This is a genomic window from Sorangium sp. So ce117, assembly GCF_051524395.1.
GTDB classification, from domain to species: domain Bacteria; phylum Myxococcota_A; class Polyangia; order Polyangiales; family Polyangiaceae; genus Sorangium; species Sorangium cellulosum_B.
This window is the reverse complement of record NZ_CP150309.1, coordinates 286,792-304,089: the sequence shown is the minus strand read 5'-3', so window position 1 is coordinate 304,089 and position 17,298 is coordinate 286,792. Positions and strand designations below refer to the sequence as shown.

General features: G+C 71.0%; 13 protein-coding genes. 11 read left to right on the top strand and 2 right to left on the bottom strand.

From position 1 onward, the window contains the following. Positions 1-20: 20 nt before the first annotated feature. Positions 21-404 (bottom strand): hypothetical protein, encoded by a 384-nt coding sequence (locus WMF46_RS01220; protein ID WP_437983911.1) that lies wholly within the window; start codon positions 402-404, stop codon positions 21-23. Between WMF46_RS01220 and WMF46_RS01215 the strand changes: the two genes are divergently transcribed. The 7 genes from WMF46_RS01215 to WMF46_RS01185 all read left to right on the top strand — a co-directional run bounded on the left by WMF46_RS01215 (position 385) and on the right by WMF46_RS01185 (position 12,619). Then, positions 385-2,256, top strand: coding sequence for a DUF362 domain-containing protein (locus WMF46_RS01215; RefSeq protein ID WP_437983910.1), 1,872 nt, complete (start codon positions 385-387; stop codon positions 2,254-2,256). The genes WMF46_RS01220 and WMF46_RS01215 overlap by 20 nt on opposite strands. 91 nt (positions 2,257-2,347) lie before the next feature. Further along, positions 2,348-2,986 carry a regulatory protein RecX gene (locus WMF46_RS01210; RefSeq protein ID WP_437983909.1) on the top strand — a complete coding sequence of 213 codons (639 nt, stop codon included), beginning with the start codon at positions 2,348-2,350 and terminating at the stop codon, positions 2,984-2,986. Between the two features lie 109 nt (positions 2,987-3,095). Then, positions 3,096-6,599, top strand: a complete 3,504-nt coding sequence (locus tag WMF46_RS01205) for an ATP-binding protein (protein ID WP_437983908.1) — start codon at positions 3,096-3,098, stop codon at positions 6,597-6,599. 67 nt (positions 6,600-6,666) lie between these two features. Beyond that, positions 6,667-7,083, top strand: a complete 417-nt coding sequence (locus tag WMF46_RS01200) for a GAF domain-containing protein (protein WP_272097267.1) — start codon at positions 6,667-6,669, stop codon at positions 7,081-7,083. Between the two features lie 127 nt (positions 7,084-7,210). Beyond that, positions 7,211-8,440 carry a radical SAM protein gene (locus WMF46_RS01195; protein ID WP_437983907.1) on the top strand — a complete coding sequence of 410 codons (1,230 nt, stop codon included), beginning with the start codon at positions 7,211-7,213 and terminating at the stop codon, positions 8,438-8,440. 355 nt (positions 8,441-8,795) lie between these two features. Beyond that, a complete protein-coding gene (locus tag WMF46_RS01190) occupies positions 8,796-9,422 on the top strand; it encodes an L-2-amino-thiazoline-4-carboxylic acid hydrolase (RefSeq protein ID WP_437983906.1) in 627 nt (208 codons plus the stop codon). A 359-nt stretch (positions 9,423-9,781) separates the two neighbouring features. Beyond that, the gene (locus tag WMF46_RS01185) at positions 9,782-12,619 is read left to right on the top strand and encodes a hypothetical protein (RefSeq protein WP_437983905.1); all 2,838 of its coding nucleotides are present in this window, start codon (positions 9,782-9,784) and stop codon (positions 12,617-12,619) included. A 55-nt stretch (positions 12,620-12,674) separates the two neighbouring features. On the opposite strand, the gene WMF46_RS01180 is transcribed toward WMF46_RS01185, so the two are convergent. Continuing rightward, positions 12,675-13,628, bottom strand: coding sequence for a S1 family peptidase (locus WMF46_RS01180; protein WP_437983904.1), 954 nt, complete (start codon positions 13,626-13,628; stop codon positions 12,675-12,677). 170 nt (positions 13,629-13,798) lie between these two features. Here WMF46_RS01180 and WMF46_RS01175 point away from each other — a divergent pair, with 170 nt between their 5' ends. The 4 genes from WMF46_RS01175 to WMF46_RS01160 all read left to right on the top strand — a co-directional run bounded on the left by WMF46_RS01175 (position 13,799) and on the right by WMF46_RS01160 (position 17,259). Beyond that, positions 13,799-14,140, top strand: coding sequence for a hypothetical protein (locus WMF46_RS01175; RefSeq protein ID WP_437983903.1), 342 nt, complete (start codon positions 13,799-13,801; stop codon positions 14,138-14,140). A 48-nt stretch (positions 14,141-14,188) separates the two neighbouring features. Beyond that, positions 14,189-15,637, top strand: a complete 1,449-nt coding sequence (locus tag WMF46_RS01170) for a cytochrome P450 (RefSeq protein WP_437983902.1) — start codon at positions 14,189-14,191, stop codon at positions 15,635-15,637. Between the two features lie 242 nt (positions 15,638-15,879). Further along, positions 15,880-16,137 carry a hypothetical protein gene (locus tag WMF46_RS01165; protein WP_437715128.1) on the top strand — a complete coding sequence of 86 codons (258 nt, stop codon included), beginning with the start codon at positions 15,880-15,882 and terminating at the stop codon, positions 16,135-16,137. Between the two features lie 219 nt (positions 16,138-16,356). After that, positions 16,357-17,259: a hypothetical protein gene (locus WMF46_RS01160; RefSeq protein WP_437983901.1), complete on the top strand. Its 903-nt coding sequence runs from the start codon at positions 16,357-16,359 to the stop codon at positions 17,257-17,259. Positions 17,260-17,298 lie beyond the last annotated feature (39 nt).

The window sequence follows — 17,298 nt, the reverse complement described above, 5'->3', positions numbered from 1 at the left end:
ACTGGAATACATGAGCTGTATCAAATTCTTCCTTCTCGCCGCCGTCGTTTCGCCCCATCGTGCTCCGCGAGCATGAACACGACACGGGCGATCCACGGCCGCCGGGCGCGGCGCTCTTCCTTCGTGATCGCGGCGCTTGTCGCCGTCCTCGCGGGCTGCGGGGACCGGCCGCAACAGCCGGGCGGACCTACCAGCGAGGGCGGCCCCGCCGTCGCCGCGGCGGCGCCGCCCGACGCAGCGACCTCATCGTCGGCGCCCGCGCCGGCGCAGACCGCTTCCTCGTTCGCCGCCGCGTCCGCGCACCCGGCCGTCCCGACCGCCGTCCCGAGCGCGTCGAGCGACGTGGTCGCGGGGGCGTCGCAGCGGTACGAGTCCGGGCCCTCCGTGATCGCGTCGGACAGCATCGACGGCGCCGCCCTCAGGAAGCGGCACGTCGAGCGCATCAAGGCCGACGACTCGCCCGTCACCGTGCTCCGCGGCCAGGGTCCCCTGGAGCTCGGCAAGCGCATCTGCGAGGCGGTGGTGCCGAGGCGCCCCGCGGCGACTCCCGTGCTCCTCAAGCCCAACATCTGCGGGTTCGACAGCGTGAAGGACCCTGCGAAGTCGAAGGGCGACGACGGCGTGACCGGCCGGATCACCCAGCCGGAGTTCGTTCGAGGCGTCGTCCAGTGCCTCAAGGCGCGCGGACACACGAAGATCACGATCGCCGAGGGCTGCGGCCACTCGCACAAGTTCTGGAAGGACATCGCGCAGCGCACCGGCTATGAGGCGATGGCCGCCGAGGAGGGCGCCGCGCTCGTCGCGATGGACGACGACGGGGTCTACGACGTCGCCGGCGACAGGCCCGGAAAGCCCCTCGCCATCCGCGGCATCCAGGCGACCCACGTCCCGACGCTGCTGATGCCGAAGGTGCTGGCCGAGCACCTCGACAACGGGCTCTTCCTGTCGCTCCCCCGGCTCAAGATGCACCGGTACTCGGTCATCTCCGTCGGTATCAAGGGCATGCAGGGCACGGTCATGCTGTCGGACAGCGCGCCTGCCTACAAGCAGAAGTGGAGGATGCACAGGGAGCTCAAGGCGTACCTGGACACGAAGTCCGCCGGCCAGGAGGATAGAGCTCTTTACTTATCGTCGCTCCGCGTCTTCGCCGAGCGCATGGTCGACGTGCTCGAGATATCCGCGCCGGACGCGGTGCTCGGCGACGGCGCGCCGGCGATGGGCGGAGACGGCTTCCAGGTCCTCCACCCCACGGCGGATATGGTGGCCGTCGGCGGCACGAACCCGGTGCGGGTCGACCGCGTGGCGGCGGAGCTCCTCGGCGTGTGGAACAGCCCCGCGCTCGCGCGCGAGCTCGGCGGCCACCGGACCTCGCCGCTCATCGACGCCGCGGCGAAGCGCTTCGGGCTGGATCTCAAGGCGACGGCGATCACGGGAGACGGGGCAGATCTCCTGAAGAGCCCGAGGCCCGTGCATTACAAGGCGATGGCGCCCTTCCGGCTCGACTGGGAGCCCGGACAGGCGCCCTTGCCCGGCGGGCCCGCGAAGGGGCTCGATCCAGCGCCGCCGGCCTCGCAGAAGGCGCCCGAGGGGAAGCAGGGCGAAGGGCCGGGCGGAGTCCCCGCGAAGCCGGAGGCACACGCGTCGTCGCTGCCGCCCGGAGAGAAGATCGTGCTCGACGGGAAGGTTGACGACGCGGCATGGAGCCGCGCGAAGGCCGTGCAGTGGGACACCGACTATGCCGGCAAGCCCGCCGGGTTCCCCACGCGGGCGCGATTCCTCTGGTCGAAGCAAGGGCTCCACGCGCTCTTCGAGCTCTCGAACGCGGGGCTCAACACGGATCGCTCGAAGCCCGTCGGCACGGAGCGAAAGGGGCTTTACAAGGAGGATTGCATCGAGCTCTTCCTGACGCCGGCCCCGGGCTCGCCGAGGCGGTATTTCGAGGTGGAGATCGGGCCGTTCGGCCATTTCTTCGATATCGCGATCGACCGCGACGCGCGCCTGGAAGACACGGCGTGGTCGAGCGGCGCGACGATCGCGACGAGCCAGGACGCGCAGGCGCGCACGGCCGTCATCGAGGCGCTGCTGGCGGCGCCGGGGATCGTGGGCGCGCTCGCCCCGAACGCGCGGCTGCCCATGAACCTGTACCGGATGGAGGGCAAGGACCCACGGCATTACCTCGCGTGGAGCCCGCCCCGCACGAGCAAGCCGAACTTCCATGTCCCGGAGGCGTTTGGCGTGCTCGTGCTCGATCCGTGAGGTGAGCCCGCAGGCGCCCCGCCGCGTCCGGAAGCAGGCGGGGTGAGCGGGAGCTTGCGGCCCGCGCCAGGTGCGCCATCGTCCCTCGCGCATGCCGCTCATCACGGGAATCGTCCCCTCGCCCGAAAAGCCCGGCCACGTCGTCATCCTGGTGGATGGGGTCCCCTTCGCCACGGTGCCCGAGCAGGCCGCCGCCGGCCTGACCCCCGGCCAGGACAGCCCCGGGGCCGCGGCGGAGCCGCCCCGGAAGACCGCCGCGAGCGAGCAGAAGACCTACGAGCGGGCGCTGCGGCTCCTGTCGTTCCGGGCGCGATCGGCCAGGGAGCTGGAGAAGCGCCTGATCGAGAAGGGCGAGCCCAGGGAGCACGTGACGACCGCGATCGAGCGCCTCACCTCGAGCGGGCTGCTCGACGACGCGCGCTTCGCGGAGGCCAAGGCGCGCTCCGGCATCGTGGGCAAGCCGCGGTCGCGCCGCAGGATCGAGCAGGACCTCGCCCGCAAAGGCGTCTCGCGCGACGTGGCGGACGCGGCCATACGGCAGGTCATGGCCGAGGAGGGAACGGACGAGTCCGCCGTGGCCGAGCGGGCGGCGCGCAAGAAGCTCCGCTCGCTCTCGGGGCTCGCTCCGGCGGAGCAACGGCAGAAGCTCTATGCTTTCCTCGCGCGCCAGGGCTATTCGCCCGACGTGGCGCGCCGGGCGCTGCGCGCGGTGCTCGACGCGCCGCCGTGAGCGGCGCCGGCGCGCCGGCTTCTCCGCGGTGCGGCGGATCACCCGGGCAACCAAAACACGTTGTTTTTCTGCCCTTCTCCCGCCACCTACAGCACGCTACAAAGGGTCCATGTCGCTCGAGCTGGATGGCCCGCCGCCGGATCGCGCGGACGCTCGCGCGGTCCTCGCCGGCGGAGGGGAGATGGGCGCGCGCATGCGCGCGATCGACTGGTCGAAGACGCCGCTCGGGCCGGTCTCGTCGTGGCCGCAGAGCCTCAAGACGTGCGTGCGCATCGTCCTGACGTCGCGCCAGCCGATGTTCGTCTGGTGGGGCGACTCGCTCATCAATCTGTACAACGACGCCTACAAGTCGATCGTCGGCGGCAAGCACCCCGAGGCGCTTGGGCAGCCCGCGTCCGTCGTGTGGCGCGAGATCTGGGGCCAGGTCGGGCCGCGCGCCGCGTCCGCGATGCGCCGGGACGAGGGCACCTACGACGAGGCGCTCCTCCTCATCATGGAACGGAATGGCTACCAGGAGGAGACGTATTACACGTTCTCCTACAGCCCTGTGCCGAACGATCAGGGCGGCACGGGCGGCATCCTCTGCGCCAACACCGACGACACCCGGCGAATCATCGGAGAGCGGCAGCTCTCGCTCCTCCGCGACCTCGCGGCGCGGACCGCGGACGCGCGCTCGTGGGAAGACGTGTGCGCGCGCAGCGCGAGCTCGCTCGCGACCAACGCGAAGGATCTCCCGTTCGCGCTCCTCTACGTCGTCGACCCGGACCGGCGGCGCGTGCAGCTCGCCGGCAGCGCGGGGTTCGAGCGGGGGCACGCCGCGGCCCCCGAGACGATCGCGCTCACGGACGCGTCGCCGTGGCCGCTCGCCGCGGTGCTGCGAGAGCACGAGTCCTGCCGCGTCGTCGAGATACCGGCTCACCTCCGCGATCTCCCGACCGGCGCATGGCAAAGGCCGCCGACGCGGGCGGCCGCGCTCGCGATCTCCCCTTCGGGCGAGACGGGGCGCGCCGGGGTCCTGATCGTCGGGCTGAATCCATTCCGCCTCTTCGACGACGATTACCGCGGCTTCCTCCACCTCGTCGCCGGCCAGATCTCCGCCAGCATCGCGAACGCGCAGGCGTACGAGGAGGAGAAGCGGCGGGCGGAGGCCCTCGCCGAGCTCGATCGCGCGAAGACCACGTTCTTCAGCAACGTGAGCCACGAGTTCCGCACGCCCCTCACGCTGATGCTCGGGCCGCTCGAGGACGCCCTCGCGTCGGCGGGGCGGAGCCTGTCGGGCGCGGATCTCGAGACCGCGCACCGCAACGCGGTCCGGCTCCTCAAGCTGGTCAACGCGCTGCTCGACTTCTCCCGCATCGAGGCGGGCCGGATCCAGGCGTCGTATGAGCCGACCGATCTCTCCGCGCTCACCGCGGATCTCGCGAGCGCCTTCCGCTCGGCGATGGAGCGCGCGGGGCTCGCCTTCGAGGTCGATTGCCCGCCCCTGCCCGAGCCCGTCTACGTCGATCACGACATGTGGGAGAAGATCGTGCTCAATCTCCTCTCGAACGCGCTCAAGTTCACGTTCGAGGGGACGGTCTCGATCTCGCTCCGCGCGCACGGCGATCGCGCCGACCTCACCGTGCGGGACACCGGGACGGGCATCCCGGATCGCGAGCTCTCGCACCTGTTCAAGCGGTTCCATCGGGTCCAGGGCGCGCGATCTCGCACGCACGAGGGGTCCGGGATCGGGCTCGCGCTCGTCCACGAGCTCGTCCGCCTCCAGGGCGGGACCATCCACGTCACGAGCGAGCTCTCCGTGGGGACGTCGTTCACGGTCTCCCTGCCTCGCGGGGCCGGGCACCTGCCGAAGGACCGCGTGAACGCCGCGCGGACATTGGCGTCGACGACGACGGGCGCAGCGCCTTATGTGCAGGAGGCGCTCCGCTGGCTGCCCCGCGCGGAGAGCGACTCGCCCCCCGGCGCAGAGGGTGACTCGCCCCCCGGCGCAGAGGGTGACTCACTCCCCGGCGCAGAGGGTGACTCGCCCCCCGGCGCAGAGGGTGATAACGCCGTCGAGCACCTCTCCCCGGCGGCGTGGACGTCGTCCGACGGCGCCGCGACCCAGGCCGGGCCGGCGGGGCGCGTCCTGCTCGCGGACGACAACGCCGATATGCGCGAGTACGTCGGGCGGGTGCTGCGCGAGCGCTGGACGGTCGAGGCCGTCGCCGACGGGGCCGAGGCGCTCGCGTCGGCGCGCCGCAGCCCGCCCGATCTCGTGCTCACCGACGTGATGATGCCGAACCTCGACGGATTCGGCCTGCTCCGCGCGCTGCGCGCGGACGAGCGCACGAGGGGTGTCCCGGTCGTCATGCTCTCCGCGCGCGCCGGGGAGGAGTCGCGCGTCGAGGGGCTCGAGGCAGGCGCGGACGACTACCTCCCCAAGCCGTTCTCCGCGCGCGAGCTCGTCGCCCGCGTCGCCACGCACCTCCAGCTCGCCCGATTGCGGGTAGCGGCCGAGCGCGAGCGCGAGAAGCTGCACGATCTCTTCATGCAGGCGCCGGTCCCCATCGCGGTGTTCGCCGGCCCCGAGCACCGCTACGAGGTCGCGAACCCGCCGTACTGCGAGATGGTCGGCCGGCGGGACCTCATCGGGAAGAGCGTGCGCGAGGTGTTCCCGGAGCTCGGCGAGCACGAGGCGATCGCGATGCTGGACCGCGCGCGCAAAGCCGGCCAGCCGCTGCGCATGACCGAGCTGAGCATCCCCGTCCAGCGCGGCGACGCGGTGCACGAGGCCGTCTTCAACTACGTCGCTCAGCCCATCCGCGACCCCTCCGGCGCCGTCTCGGGCGTCATGGTCGTCGGCTTCGAGATCACCGATCAGGTGCTCGCGCGGCGCCACATCGAGCAGCTGAGCCAGCACCGAGAGGAGCTCATCACCGCGCTCGCGAAGACGAACCAGGAGCTCGACCAGTTCGCTTACGTCGCCTCGCACGACCTCAAGGCGCCCCTCCGGGGGATCGCGAACCTGTCCGAGTGGATCGAGGAGTCGCTGGCGGGGAAGCTGGACGGCGAGACGCAGGAGTACATCCACCTCCTGCGCGGGCGCGTGCGCCGCCTCGAGGCGCTCATCGACGGGATCCTCCATTACTCGCGGGCAGGGCGCCTGCGCGACGACGTGGTCAGCGTCGACACCGGCCATCTGCTCGCGGAGGTCGTCGAGCTGCTCTCGCCGCCCGCGGGCGCCCGGGTCGACATCGCGCCAGGGATGCCGACGATCGCCGCGGAGCGCGTCCCGATGCAGCAGGTGTTCCAGAACCTCATCAGCAACGCCCTGAAGCACGCGCGCCGCAGCGACGCGCGCGTCGAGGTGACGTGTGAGGACGCCGGCGCCTACGTCGAGTTCGCCGTGAGCGACAACGGGCCCGGCATCGCGCCCGAGTACCACGAGCGCATCTGGGATCTCTTTCATACGCTCGAGTCGCGCGACAAGGTGGAAGGCACCGGGATAGGGCTCTCCGTCGTGAAGAAGATCGTGCAGAGCCGCGGAGGGAGTGTGTCCGTCTCGTCGCGCCCCGGCGCAGGAGCCACCTTCATCGTGCGCTGGCCCAAGCGGGTGAAGGACGAGGCCTGACAAATCCGGCGCGTCCCGCGAGCTGCCCCGGGTTGACGCAGGCCCCGCGACGGCCGAAGGTGCGGGCATGCATGCGCGCCGAGAGTCGTTGGAGCCGTGGCTTCGGAGCTTCGTCGCCGACAACGGGGGTATCGCTGGCACGGTGCACCTCGTCGAGGGCGATGCGCTCGCGCTGGCCGCCGCCGTGAACATCCCCGAGAAGGTGCAGGAGATCACGCGCCGCGTCCCGCGGGGCAAGGGGATGGCCGGGCTCGCCTGGGAGCGCGACCAGCCCGTGCAGACGTGCAACCTGCAGACGGACACGTCCGGCGACGTGCGGCCCGGGGCCAGGGCGGTCGCGGCGCAGGCGGCGGTGGCGCTGCCCGTGCGCGACGCCTCCGCGAGCGTGCGCGCCGTCGTGGGGATCGCGTTCGCCGGCGAGCGCGAGCTCGGTCAGGACGAGCTCGATCGCCTCGCGCAGGGCGCTGGCGCGCTCCCGGCCTGACAAAGCGCTCCCGCGCCGGCCCACCTCGCTGCCCGCCGCAGCGCCGCTGCCCAGCCGCGCCACCGCACCGCCGCAACACAAGGCCCTTGTTTTTCGCGGCTGCGATGCTAGCGATGCCCGCTCTCTCATGGAGACGAACGGACGCAGCGCCCCGAAAGCCGCGATCGACGCTCCGCTCGACGCGCTCGATCCGGGCGCCCGCCCGCACGTCCGCGTGGAGGACCTCGTTCGCGGCGCCGCGAACGAGCCCGCGTGCGAGCGCGCCGCAGCCGGGCCTGGCGAGGGCGGCGCCGCGGGCGAGCCCCTCACGGCGAAGCTCGCCCGCCGCACCGTGCCCGGCGCGCTCTACGAGCCCGGCCCCGAGGAGGGGTATCTCCGGTGCACCGCGTGCGCGCACCGCTGCGTCCTCGCGCCGGGTCGCGCGGGCGCGTGCGGGATCCGCTTCGAGAAGGACGGCGAGCTGCGCGTCCCGTTCGGCTACGTCGCGCGCCATTACGTGCGCTCGGTCGAGACGAACACGATCTTCCATGTGCGCCCCGGCGCGAGGTCCCTCACCTTCGGGATGTTCGGGTGCGACCTGCGCTGTCCTTATTGCCAGAACTGGAAGGTCTCCCAGGCCCTGCGCGAGCCGGAGGGCGACGGCGAGCCCATCGACATCAGCGCCGCGGATATCGTCGAGGTGGCCGTCGCGGCGGGCTGCGGGGTGCTCGCGAGCGCCTACAACGAGCCGATGATCACCGCCGAGTGGGCGCGCGCCGTCTTCGCCGAGGCGCAGCGGCGGGGGCTCGTCACGGCGCTCATCTCGGATGGCAACACGACGCCCGAGGCGCTCGCGTACATGCGCCCGGTCGCCGACGTGTTCCGCGTCGACCTGAAGGGGTGGAGCGCGGATCAATACCGGACGCTCGGCGGCCGCGTCGAGCCGGTGCTCGCGGCGATCGGCGAGGCCCGGCGCCTCGGCTACTGGGTCGAGGTCGTGACGCTCGTCGTCCCCGGCTTCAACGACAAGGCGGCCGGCCTCCGCGCCCTCGGCGCCGAGATCGCCGGCGTCGACCCCGACATCCCCTGGCACCTCAACGCCTTCTACCCGCGTTACAAGATGCGCGATCGCATGACGACCGACCCGGCGTTCCTCGTGGACGTGGCGGGCGTCGCCTATGCGCGGGGGATGAAGTACGTTTACGTCAGCAACGTTGCCGACCGCGTCCGTGAGCTCTCGCATACACGCTGCCCCGCCTGCCACGAGGTCGTAGTGCGGCGGTTCAACTACGAGACGCAGGAGGTCCTCCTCTCCGGCGGCGCGTGCCCTTCCTGCGGGACGCGCGTGCCCGGGCTGTGGGGACCGGCGGCGCCGTAGCGCCGCACAGACGGACGCCCGGCTCCTGCCGAGCCCGCGCGCGCATCGCCGCCCGGGAGCCGACTGGGCCTGTTGCTGAGAGGTTTCTGTCTCATTTCACCAGACGCCCTGTCCGGTGCTCCGCGCATCCCGGCAGAGCCATATTGCGTCCCTACCGAACTCCCCCCGATCGCAGGAGCATCGCTGCCCCTCTGGCCGACCAGGCCGGCTGGAACAGGCTGCGCCCGCTGTTCGGACTGGCCTGCTGGCCGGCCAGTCGATTGGCCGGCCAGCGGGCCAGTTCAGCCGGCCACTCCGCTCACAGGAGCTCTCACAACGAGGCTTGCCACGGCGCCGCATGTGGTAAATTTCCAGCATGTCGTCGCCGTCCGAACGTCTCGCGCAGATCCTTGCGGAAGGCCGAGTCATCGCGACTCGCGAGCTCGGCGAAGAGTGTGCGGCGGAGCTCCACACGCGCGCCAAGGAGCGGTATCTCGCGCTGGAGGCGACGATGCCGCGGTTCCGGAGCAGCATGAATCGCAAGCTCTTCGAGCTCGGCCCGCCGGTGCTCGCGATCTACCAGGCGCTCCTGCACGACCTCGGCGTGGACCGGGAGCCGGCGCTGCGCCTCGCCGAGGACATCCTGCTGGCCTTCTACCGCAAGCAGCTGAACCGGAGCCCGCTCCTCGGCGCCGCGATGGATGTGGTGTTCCGGCTGAAACCAGCGCGGAGCCTGCTCATGATGAGCCTGCGCGCGGACGAGCCGGAGGGCATCCGCTTCGACGAGGCCAGCGGCACCGGCGCGCTCCTGGCCTTCGACGTGCGCGCGTGCCCGATCGTGGCGTTCGCGCGGCGGCACGGCGCGCCGGAGATCGTCCCCATGATCTGCCGCCTCGACGACCTCAAGGTGAAAGAGCTCCACGGCGTCGAGCTCCGCCGCACGGGCACCCTCGGCACGGGCGCCGAGCGGTGCGACTTCCGGTACGTGACCGCGAAGAAGTAGCGTCGCGCGCCGCGGCCCCGGGGTCGACGCGAGCTCGTCCGCGTAGCGCGCGGCGGCGCCCCGTCCTCTCCTTATCTCATCTCCCGCACCGCTAGAACGCACATGGGCTCACCACTCGTCGCTCGGGTGCGCCGGTGGGCTGCGCGCGTCGCCATTCAATGCTTGCCTCATGACGCGTTGCACCCCTGAGAAGGGTCATGATCGTGGGGCGGTGTGCGCTGTGGACTGTGCGCTGCGCGCATTTCAACATTGAAACATAAATGCTCTTTCCTGGATCCCCAAAGAGCGTGTCCGTGTTAGTTGTTGAATGATCACTCGATCCCCGATCGCTCCTGAAGTCGCTTTCTCGAGGAGGTCATATGAAGTCACCGTTCGCCCTGCGAAGGGTCGCCGGCGGCCTTTTGTCCGCCGCGGCGTCGTCTCTCGTCCTCGCGGCCAGCGCCCCCGCCCTGGCCGAGCCATCTTACACGCTCTTCGAGAGCGGGCAGGTGCGCCCGCTCGCGCTCTCTCCCGGCGGAAACCTGCTCTTCGCGCTCAACACGCCCGATGGCCGCCTCGAGGTCTTCCGCGTCCATCACGGCGCGCTGGTCCACCGGAGCTCGATACCGGTCGGGCTGGATCCGGTCGCCGTGGCGGCGCGGAGCGACACCGAGGTGTGGGTCGTGAATCACCTGTCCGACAGCGTCAGCGTCGTCGAGCTGTCCCCTGGCGGATACGGCGGCCGCGTCGAGCGCACGCTGCTCGTGGGTGATGAGCCGAGAGACATCGTGTTTGCGGGCCCCGGGCGGCGCCGCGCCTTCATCACGGCGGCGCACCGCGGCCAGAACAACCCGAACGATCCGCAGCTCACCACGCCGGGCGTGGGCCGGGCCGACGTCTGGGTGTTCGACGCGAACCACCTGGGCGCGTCGCTCGGCGGCGAGCCGCTCGCGATCCTCACGCTCTTCACCGACACGCCGCGCGCGCTCGCCGCCACGCCCGACGGCGCGCGCGTCTACGCCGCCGGCTTCCACTCGGGCAACCGGAGCACCGTCGTCACCGAGCTGCTCGTGCCCGACGGCGGCGCGGTAAACGGCGGCTCGCCGGGCCCCATGACCAATGCGTTCGGCGACCCGGCGCCCGAGGTCAGCCTCATCGTGAAGTTCGACGGAGCGCACTGGGTCGACGAGCTCGGCCGCACCTGGGACGACACGGTGCGGCTCTCGCTGCCCGACAAGGACGTGTTCGCCATCAACGCCATGGCGAACCCTCCGAGGCCGATCGCCGGGCCCTCGGGCCATTTCACCGGCGTCGGGACGATCCTCTTCAACATGGTCGTCAACCCGGTGAACGGGAAGGTCTACGTCTCCAACACCGACGCGCGGAACGAGCAGCGGTTCGAGGGCCCCGGCGTCTTCGCGGGGCAGAGCCTGCGGGGCCACCTCCACGAGAGCCGGATCACGGTGCTCCGCCCCGGCAACGCCCCTCCGCGCGTCGCGCCGCGGCACCTCAACAAACACATCGATACCTCGGTCTGCTGCGCCCCCACGCCGAACGCCGAGAGCGAGGCGAGCCTGGCCCAGCCGGTCGACATGGCCGTCACGAGCGACGGCGCGACGCTCTACGTGGCCGCGCTCGGGTCGAGCAAGGTCGGCGTTCTCGGCACGGCCGCGCTCGAGAGCGACACGTTCGTGCCCGACGCTTCCGACCACATCGAGGTGAGCGGCGGCGGCCCGTCGGGGCTCGCGCTCGACGAGGCGCGAGGCCAGCTGTTCGTGCTGACCCGCTTCGACAACTCCATCTCGATCGTCGACACCGCGACCCGGGCCGAGACAGCGCACATTGCGATGTACAGCCCCGAGCCGCCGAGCGTCACGCTCGGGCGGCGCTTCCTCTACGACGCGCGCGTGAGCTCGGCGCACGGCGACTCCTCGTGCGCGAGCTGCCATATCTTCGGCGACTTCGACAGCCTCGGGTGGGATCTCGGCAATCCGGACGAGCCGGTCACGACCAACCCGGGCCCCTTCGTCGGCCCGCTGCTCAACCTCTTCACGCAGCAGCCGATGCCCCAGGAGTTCCACCCGATGAAGGGCCCGACGACGACCCAGAGCCTGCGCGGCATGGCCAACCACGGCCCCATGCACTGGCGCGGCGATCGCACGGGCGGCAACGACGCGCCCACCGCGCAGCCGGACAGCGGCTCGTTCGACGAGCGCGCCGCGTTCATGAAGTTCCAGGCCGGCTTCACCGATCTCCTCGGCCGGAGCGGCCCGATCCCGGCCGCCTCCATGGAGGCGTTCGCGGACTTCATCCTGCAGGTGACCTATCCGCCCAACCCGATCCGCCGCCTGGACAACTCGCTCACGCCGGATCAGCAGGCCGGGCGCGACACCTTCACGAGCGGCAACCTGGACGGCACCGCCATCTGCAATGGATGTCACGTCCTCGACCCGGAGGGCAATCCCGGCGTCGACAAGCCGGGATTCTTCGGAGCGAACGGCAACATGACGTTCGACTTCCAGCCGCAGCTCATCAAGACGCCGCACCTGCGCAACATGTACCAGAAGGTCGGGATGTTCGGGATGGCCGCCCCGCTGTTCGGAATCCTGCCCGGCGACAACGATCCCATGGGAGACCAGGTGCGGGGGTTCGGCTTCCTGCACGACGGGAGCTTCGACACGCTGTTCCGGTTCTTCCGCGGGATGGGCTTCTCGCCGTTCACCGGCTTCACCAACCAGTTCGGCACCTTCCCGGACAACCCGAACGGCCTGCCTGACTCGCCGGCGGGCGACGCGGTCCGCCGGCAGCTCGAGTCGTTCCTGCTCGCCTTCGACTCGAACGTCGCGCCGATCGTCGGCCAGCAGGTCACGCTCACGTCCGGCAACCGGGCCGCCGCCGATCCGCGCGTCGATCTCCTGATCGCCAGGGCGGACGCCGGCGAGTGTGATCTCGTGGCGAAGAGCCACCTGACCTTGCAGGAGATCGGCTTCCTTCACACAGGAGCAGGGCAGTTCGTCGCCGACCGGATGGCGCTGCCGCCGATCCCGGACGCGGTGCTCCGCCAGATCGCCCTCGCGACGGGGCGACCCCTGACCTACACGTGCACGCCGCCGGGCTCGGGCTACCGCATCGGCCTCGATCGCGACGAGGACGGCTTCCTCGACGGCGACGAGCGGAGCGCCGGCAGCGACCCGGCGGACCCGGCCGACACGCCCTGAGCTCCGCCTCGCACCGCGGCGCGCGCCCGGCGCCCGCTGGCCTTCACCTGTCCCGTCATCTCACCTGCACGCCGGTGCGGAGCGCGCAGTCCGGGTCGGCCGGGAACGCGCAGGCGAGGGCGCACACCCCATCTTGGCCGCAGTGGAGATCGGCGCAATCGGGGTCGACGATCTCGGGCCCGACGTCACAGGCCGCCTCGCAGAGGCCGTCCGCGCGGCACGGGTTGTCCGGCTCGAACTCGTCGATCGTCGGCTGGATGAAGCGAGATATCTGGTCGAGATCGGTGCGCGCTTGCACCCCGTCGAGCGTGCAGGGGTCGTCGCCGAACGAGGTCACGCCGGCGTGGCGCTCGACGCCCCCGCGCACGAGGAACGCCGGACCTCCGGAGTCGCCGGCGCACGTGTTCATGTCGGGGACCTGGTAATAGAACTGGGTCGCGTCGATCGTCCCCGGCGTCCCGCCGACCTGGGCGGGGCCGACCGCCACGATGGGGAACGTCACGGCGCGGCGCATGCCGAACCCCGTCCCCGCGACGCCGTCGGAGACACCGTAACCGACGAAGGTGTATTCCGGCCCGACGTACCAGGTGGTATTCTCCATCGATTCGCGCAGGAGCGGCGCGGGCTGCACGGGCGCGTCGCTCTCCAGCCGGATGAGGGTAAGGTCGTTCTGGAGGCTTGCGGGATCGAAGGCGGGGTGCCTCCTCGACGTCTCGATCCGCACGCTCTCCGACCGCCGCCCCAGGGTCGGGCCGAAGAAGACGCGCGTGAGCGCGCCGTGGCAATGTCCCGCCGTGATCACGGTGCGCCGCGAGATGACGGTCCCGCTGCAGTACGCCCGGTTCCGATTGCCCACGCCCACGACATAGGCGTGCGTCGTGTCCACAGCGCCTCCAACGATGCGCTGCCGGGACGTGAGCAATGGCTGCTCGCCGTCGCCCCCGGGAGGTGCGTCCGCGCAGCCGAGCCCACCGAGGCACAGGATCGCGATCGGGATGGCATTCTTCATACTGCAACCTTTCCGTCCAGAAATGGTGTCTAGAGCGGCGGATTGCGGAGGCGCCCGCGGTTCAGCGCCGCTCGGCCCCGCGGGCGCGCGGGGGGCATAACAAGCGCAGTGCCAGCGCCATGCTCGGCGAGCGCGCGAGTCGGCCGCGGGGCGCGCCGGGGAGTCCTGGAATGGCGCGCGAGCGGGGGGATCTCGTCGGGGCGATCGCCGCTGGAGGGACGGCGCGGACGTTCGCTCCGCTCCGGAGAGGGCATGGCGCCGCGATCGCGGCCCATGGCGCCGCGGTCGCGGCCCTCGCGCGCTCACCGATGCCACGACAGCGGAGGACCAGGGGCGGGGCAGCGGCCGTCGGCAAGCTCGCGCCCGTCGAGCCGCGACCGCCGCGCACCTTCGTCACGCGCCGGCTCGCCCAGGGGCGCCTCGCCGCCGCGCTCGCGATGCCGGCGCGTGACGAAGGCGGCGCGCCGGCGAGCGCCCACGCACACCCCAGGACGAGCTACGTTGCACCTTGACCGCGGCGGCGCCAGCGCTGGCCGCTCTCGCTCTCTCGAAAGGAGACCATGGAGACCGCCAGAGCAGAAGTCGCCCCTTCAGCGGGCATACGCGATCTATCGACGCTGCCAGGACCGCGGAGGCTGCCGCTGCTCGGCAACCTCCTCGAGATCCGGCCGACCCAGTTCCACCTCACGCTCGAGGGCTGGAACCGCAAGTATGGCGATCTCTACACCTTCTGGCTCGGCCGCACGCCGGTCGTCGTCATCGGCAGCGCCGAGCTCGTCCAGCGCATCCTGCGCGAGAGGCCGAAGGAGTTCCGCCGCTGGAGCCCGCTGCAGGAGCTCATCGACGAGATGGGCTTCGGCGGCGTCTTCTCGGCCGAGGGCGACCAGTGGACGCGGCAGCGGCGGCTCGTGATGAGCGCGTTCACCGCCGGGCAGCTGCGCGAGAGCCACGGCACGCTCTCCGCGATCACCCGCCGGCTCCGGGAGCGATGGCGCGCGTCGGCCGCGCGGGGGGCGCCCGTCGACGCGCGGCGAGACCTCGCCTGTTACACGGTGGATGTCACCACCGCGGTGGCGTTCGGCCTCGACATGAACCTCGTCGAGCGCGGCACCGACCCCCTGTCGCACCAGCTCGAGACGGTCTTCGCCGCGCTCAACCGCCGCATCTTCGCGCCATTTCCGTACTGGCGGCACGTCAAGCTGCCCGCCGATCGGGCCCTCGATCAGGCGCTCTCGGAGGTGCGCACGCGGATGCTGGACATCCTCCGGACGACGCGCGCGGAGCTCGACAGGGATCCGGCGCGGGCCGCGGCGCCTCGCTCGCTGCTCGAGGCATTGCTCGTGGCGCGCGACGCCGACGACCCGAAGGCCCGGCTATCGGAGCAGGAGGTGCTCGGCAACGTGCTCACGCTGCTGCTCGCCGGGGAGGACACGACGGCCGACACGATGGCCTGGATGCTCCACTTCATGGCCCTGCGCCCCGACGTCCAGGCGCGGATGCGGGCCGAGGTCGACGCCGAGCTCGGCGACGCGGATCTGCCCGAGAGCCCGGAGCACGCGCAGCGGCTGCGCTATCTCGGGGCGGTGGCGCAGGAGACGCTGCGGCTGAAGTCCGCGGCGCCGATCCTGTTCATGGAGGCCTGCGCGGACACGGTGGTCGGCTCGCTGCGGCTCGCGGCGGGGACGCGGATGATCCTGCTGACGCGGCAGATCGCCCTGAAGGAGGAGCACTTCCACGACGCGGCCTCGTTCATGCCCGAGCGCTGGCTGACCCCGCGGCCAGCGGGCGCCGGCAAGCACGACCCGCGCGCCGCCCTCGCCTTCGGCAGCGGCCCGCGGGTCTGCCCCGGGCGCGCGCTCTCGCTTGTCGAGAGCGCGATGGTGGGCGCCATGGTCGCGCGCGACTTCGATGTATCGCTTGTCGACCCGGCGCGGCCCGTGAAGGAGCTCCTCGGGTTCACGATGAAGCCGGAAGGGCTGTTCGTCCGCTTCACCCCCCGCCGCCGCTGACCTCCCATCGAGCCTCGTTCCGGGGCCATGCTGGGGTTGATCCCACCGAGAGAGACGCCTTGAGCCGATCGGGACACGACGTGCATACCTCCTTCCAATCCGCAAAAACGCGCTACCTCCTAGTCCTCGGTGTCGCCGTCGTTTCCTTTGCGCTCGGATGGTTTCTCAGGCCATCCGTCCGCGTCGCTGGCTTCCCGGAGATAGGGGAGCTGCAGCCGTTCACGAAACGGGGCTGCACGAAGGTGGGAGTACCGTTAACGGAGCTCGGGGCGTTCTCGGAGGCCTCGCTCCGCTACTCGCCCGGCGACAGCGCGCGGCTCCAGGTGGTGGCCTTCCGCCGCACAGGCCCGGACGCGGAGCTGCTGCAGCTCGACGCAGGCGAGTACGATGACGAATTCGACGCCAGCGGGGAGGTGTTCAAGCTCCGCTGGGATGCCGCCAAGGGCTGGCAGGTCGGCGACTGTCACACGGTCGTCAGGTACTGGCCTGGAAGGCCGTGAGCCGGGCGTCGTGCTCATTCCCCACAGCCGACCGGAAATCTCGTACGGCCGACAAGCATTTCCACACGACTTGCTCTGCCTTCCGGTAAGCGCTTGTTCTCGCACGCTGCATTACGTGCACAGCTCCACTCTCGCAGTCCAAATTGCGGCTCTCCGATTCGCCCCTTCGCATCGAACAAGGCTGGACATGCCGCGATGTTCGATTAGAGTCCCGCGCCAGTGCACAACCGCTCCGACCAGTTCACCAAGAGCTTGCTGCGGGACGGACTGAGCCTTGCCTCGGCGGCCGAGACCGAGGTCGAGGTGCTGGCGGCGACACAGAAGATCGATGTCTACAGCGTGCCTGATCCCGCGCGGGAGTCCGAACGCGCCGCCATGGGACTGCTCGGCGAGCTCTCGGCGGAGCCGAGCCTGTTCGAACCGTTCAACGGCACGCCGAGCCTTCGTCAGGTCCGGCACTGCCTGCGCAAGCAGCTCACGTGGCATCACGAGCTCGAGCGCCGCGTCCGCTCTGCAGCCCGCTCGGTCGCGCCGGACGAGGACACCGACACGCCGCCGCAGCCGGCGGTCGCCTTCCCTGCGCTGGTCGTCATCGGCCCGGGGCGTCCCGAGACGGTGCTCGACGCCTACCGGTGCGAGCCGGTGCAGGCTGGCGTCTACCAGGCCGTGCCGGGCCTGGCGATGCGCGTGGTGGTGCTCGCGGAGCTGCCCCGGACGCGCGCAACCCTGCTGCTGCGGCTGCTCGGCTCGGGCCGCCGTTTTCGCGAAGCGGTGGCGGATCTGGCGGCGTTGCCCCGCGATGCCTGGGAGAAGAGCGTCGCCGTGCCGCTGCTGTTACACTTCGGGTTCGACCAGCAGGAGCCGACGACCGACGAGGAGGACGATGTGAGCGCAGCGATCCAGGCTTGGTTCGAGGAATACAAGCAGCAGCTCCGCAACGAGGGGCGCGCCGAGGAGGCGGCGCGTGCCGTGCTGACCGCGCTCCGGGTTCGCGGCATCGCCGTGCCGGACATCCTGCGCAAGCGTATCCTGATCGAGAAGGATCCTGAGCTCCTGGAGCGGTGGCTTGAACGGGCCATCGTCGCTGCATCGATCGCCGATGTGCTCCCGGACCTGAGCTGAGCGATGCCAGCCAACGGCAGACTGCCGAGCTCGTAAGCG

Coding starts and splice junctions, on each gene's coding strand:
- WMF46_RS01220 (WP_437983911.1), bottom strand. CDS start 404: ATGCTGTCCGACGCGATCACGGAGGGCCCGGACTCGTACCGCTGCGAC.
- WMF46_RS01210 (WP_437983909.1), top strand. CDS start 2,348: ATGCCGCTCATCACGGGAATCGTCCCCTCGCCCGAAAAGCCCGGCCAC.
- WMF46_RS01205 (WP_437983908.1), top strand. CDS start 3,096: ATGTCGCTCGAGCTGGATGGCCCGCCGCCGGATCGCGCGGACGCTCGC.
- WMF46_RS01200 (WP_272097267.1), top strand. CDS start 6,667: ATGCATGCGCGCCGAGAGTCGTTGGAGCCGTGGCTTCGGAGCTTCGTC.
- WMF46_RS01195 (WP_437983907.1), top strand. CDS start 7,211: ATGGAGACGAACGGACGCAGCGCCCCGAAAGCCGCGATCGACGCTCCG.
- WMF46_RS01190 (WP_437983906.1), top strand. CDS start 8,796: ATGTCGTCGCCGTCCGAACGTCTCGCGCAGATCCTTGCGGAAGGCCGA.
- WMF46_RS01185 (WP_437983905.1), top strand. CDS start 9,782: ATGAAGTCACCGTTCGCCCTGCGAAGGGTCGCCGGCGGCCTTTTGTCC.
- WMF46_RS01180 (WP_437983904.1), bottom strand. CDS start 13,628: ATGAAGAATGCCATCCCGATCGCGATCCTGTGCCTCGGTGGGCTCGGC.
- WMF46_RS01175 (WP_437983903.1), top strand. CDS start 13,799: ATGGCGCGCGAGCGGGGGGATCTCGTCGGGGCGATCGCCGCTGGAGGG.
- WMF46_RS01170 (WP_437983902.1), top strand. CDS start 14,189: ATGGAGACCGCCAGAGCAGAAGTCGCCCCTTCAGCGGGCATACGCGAT.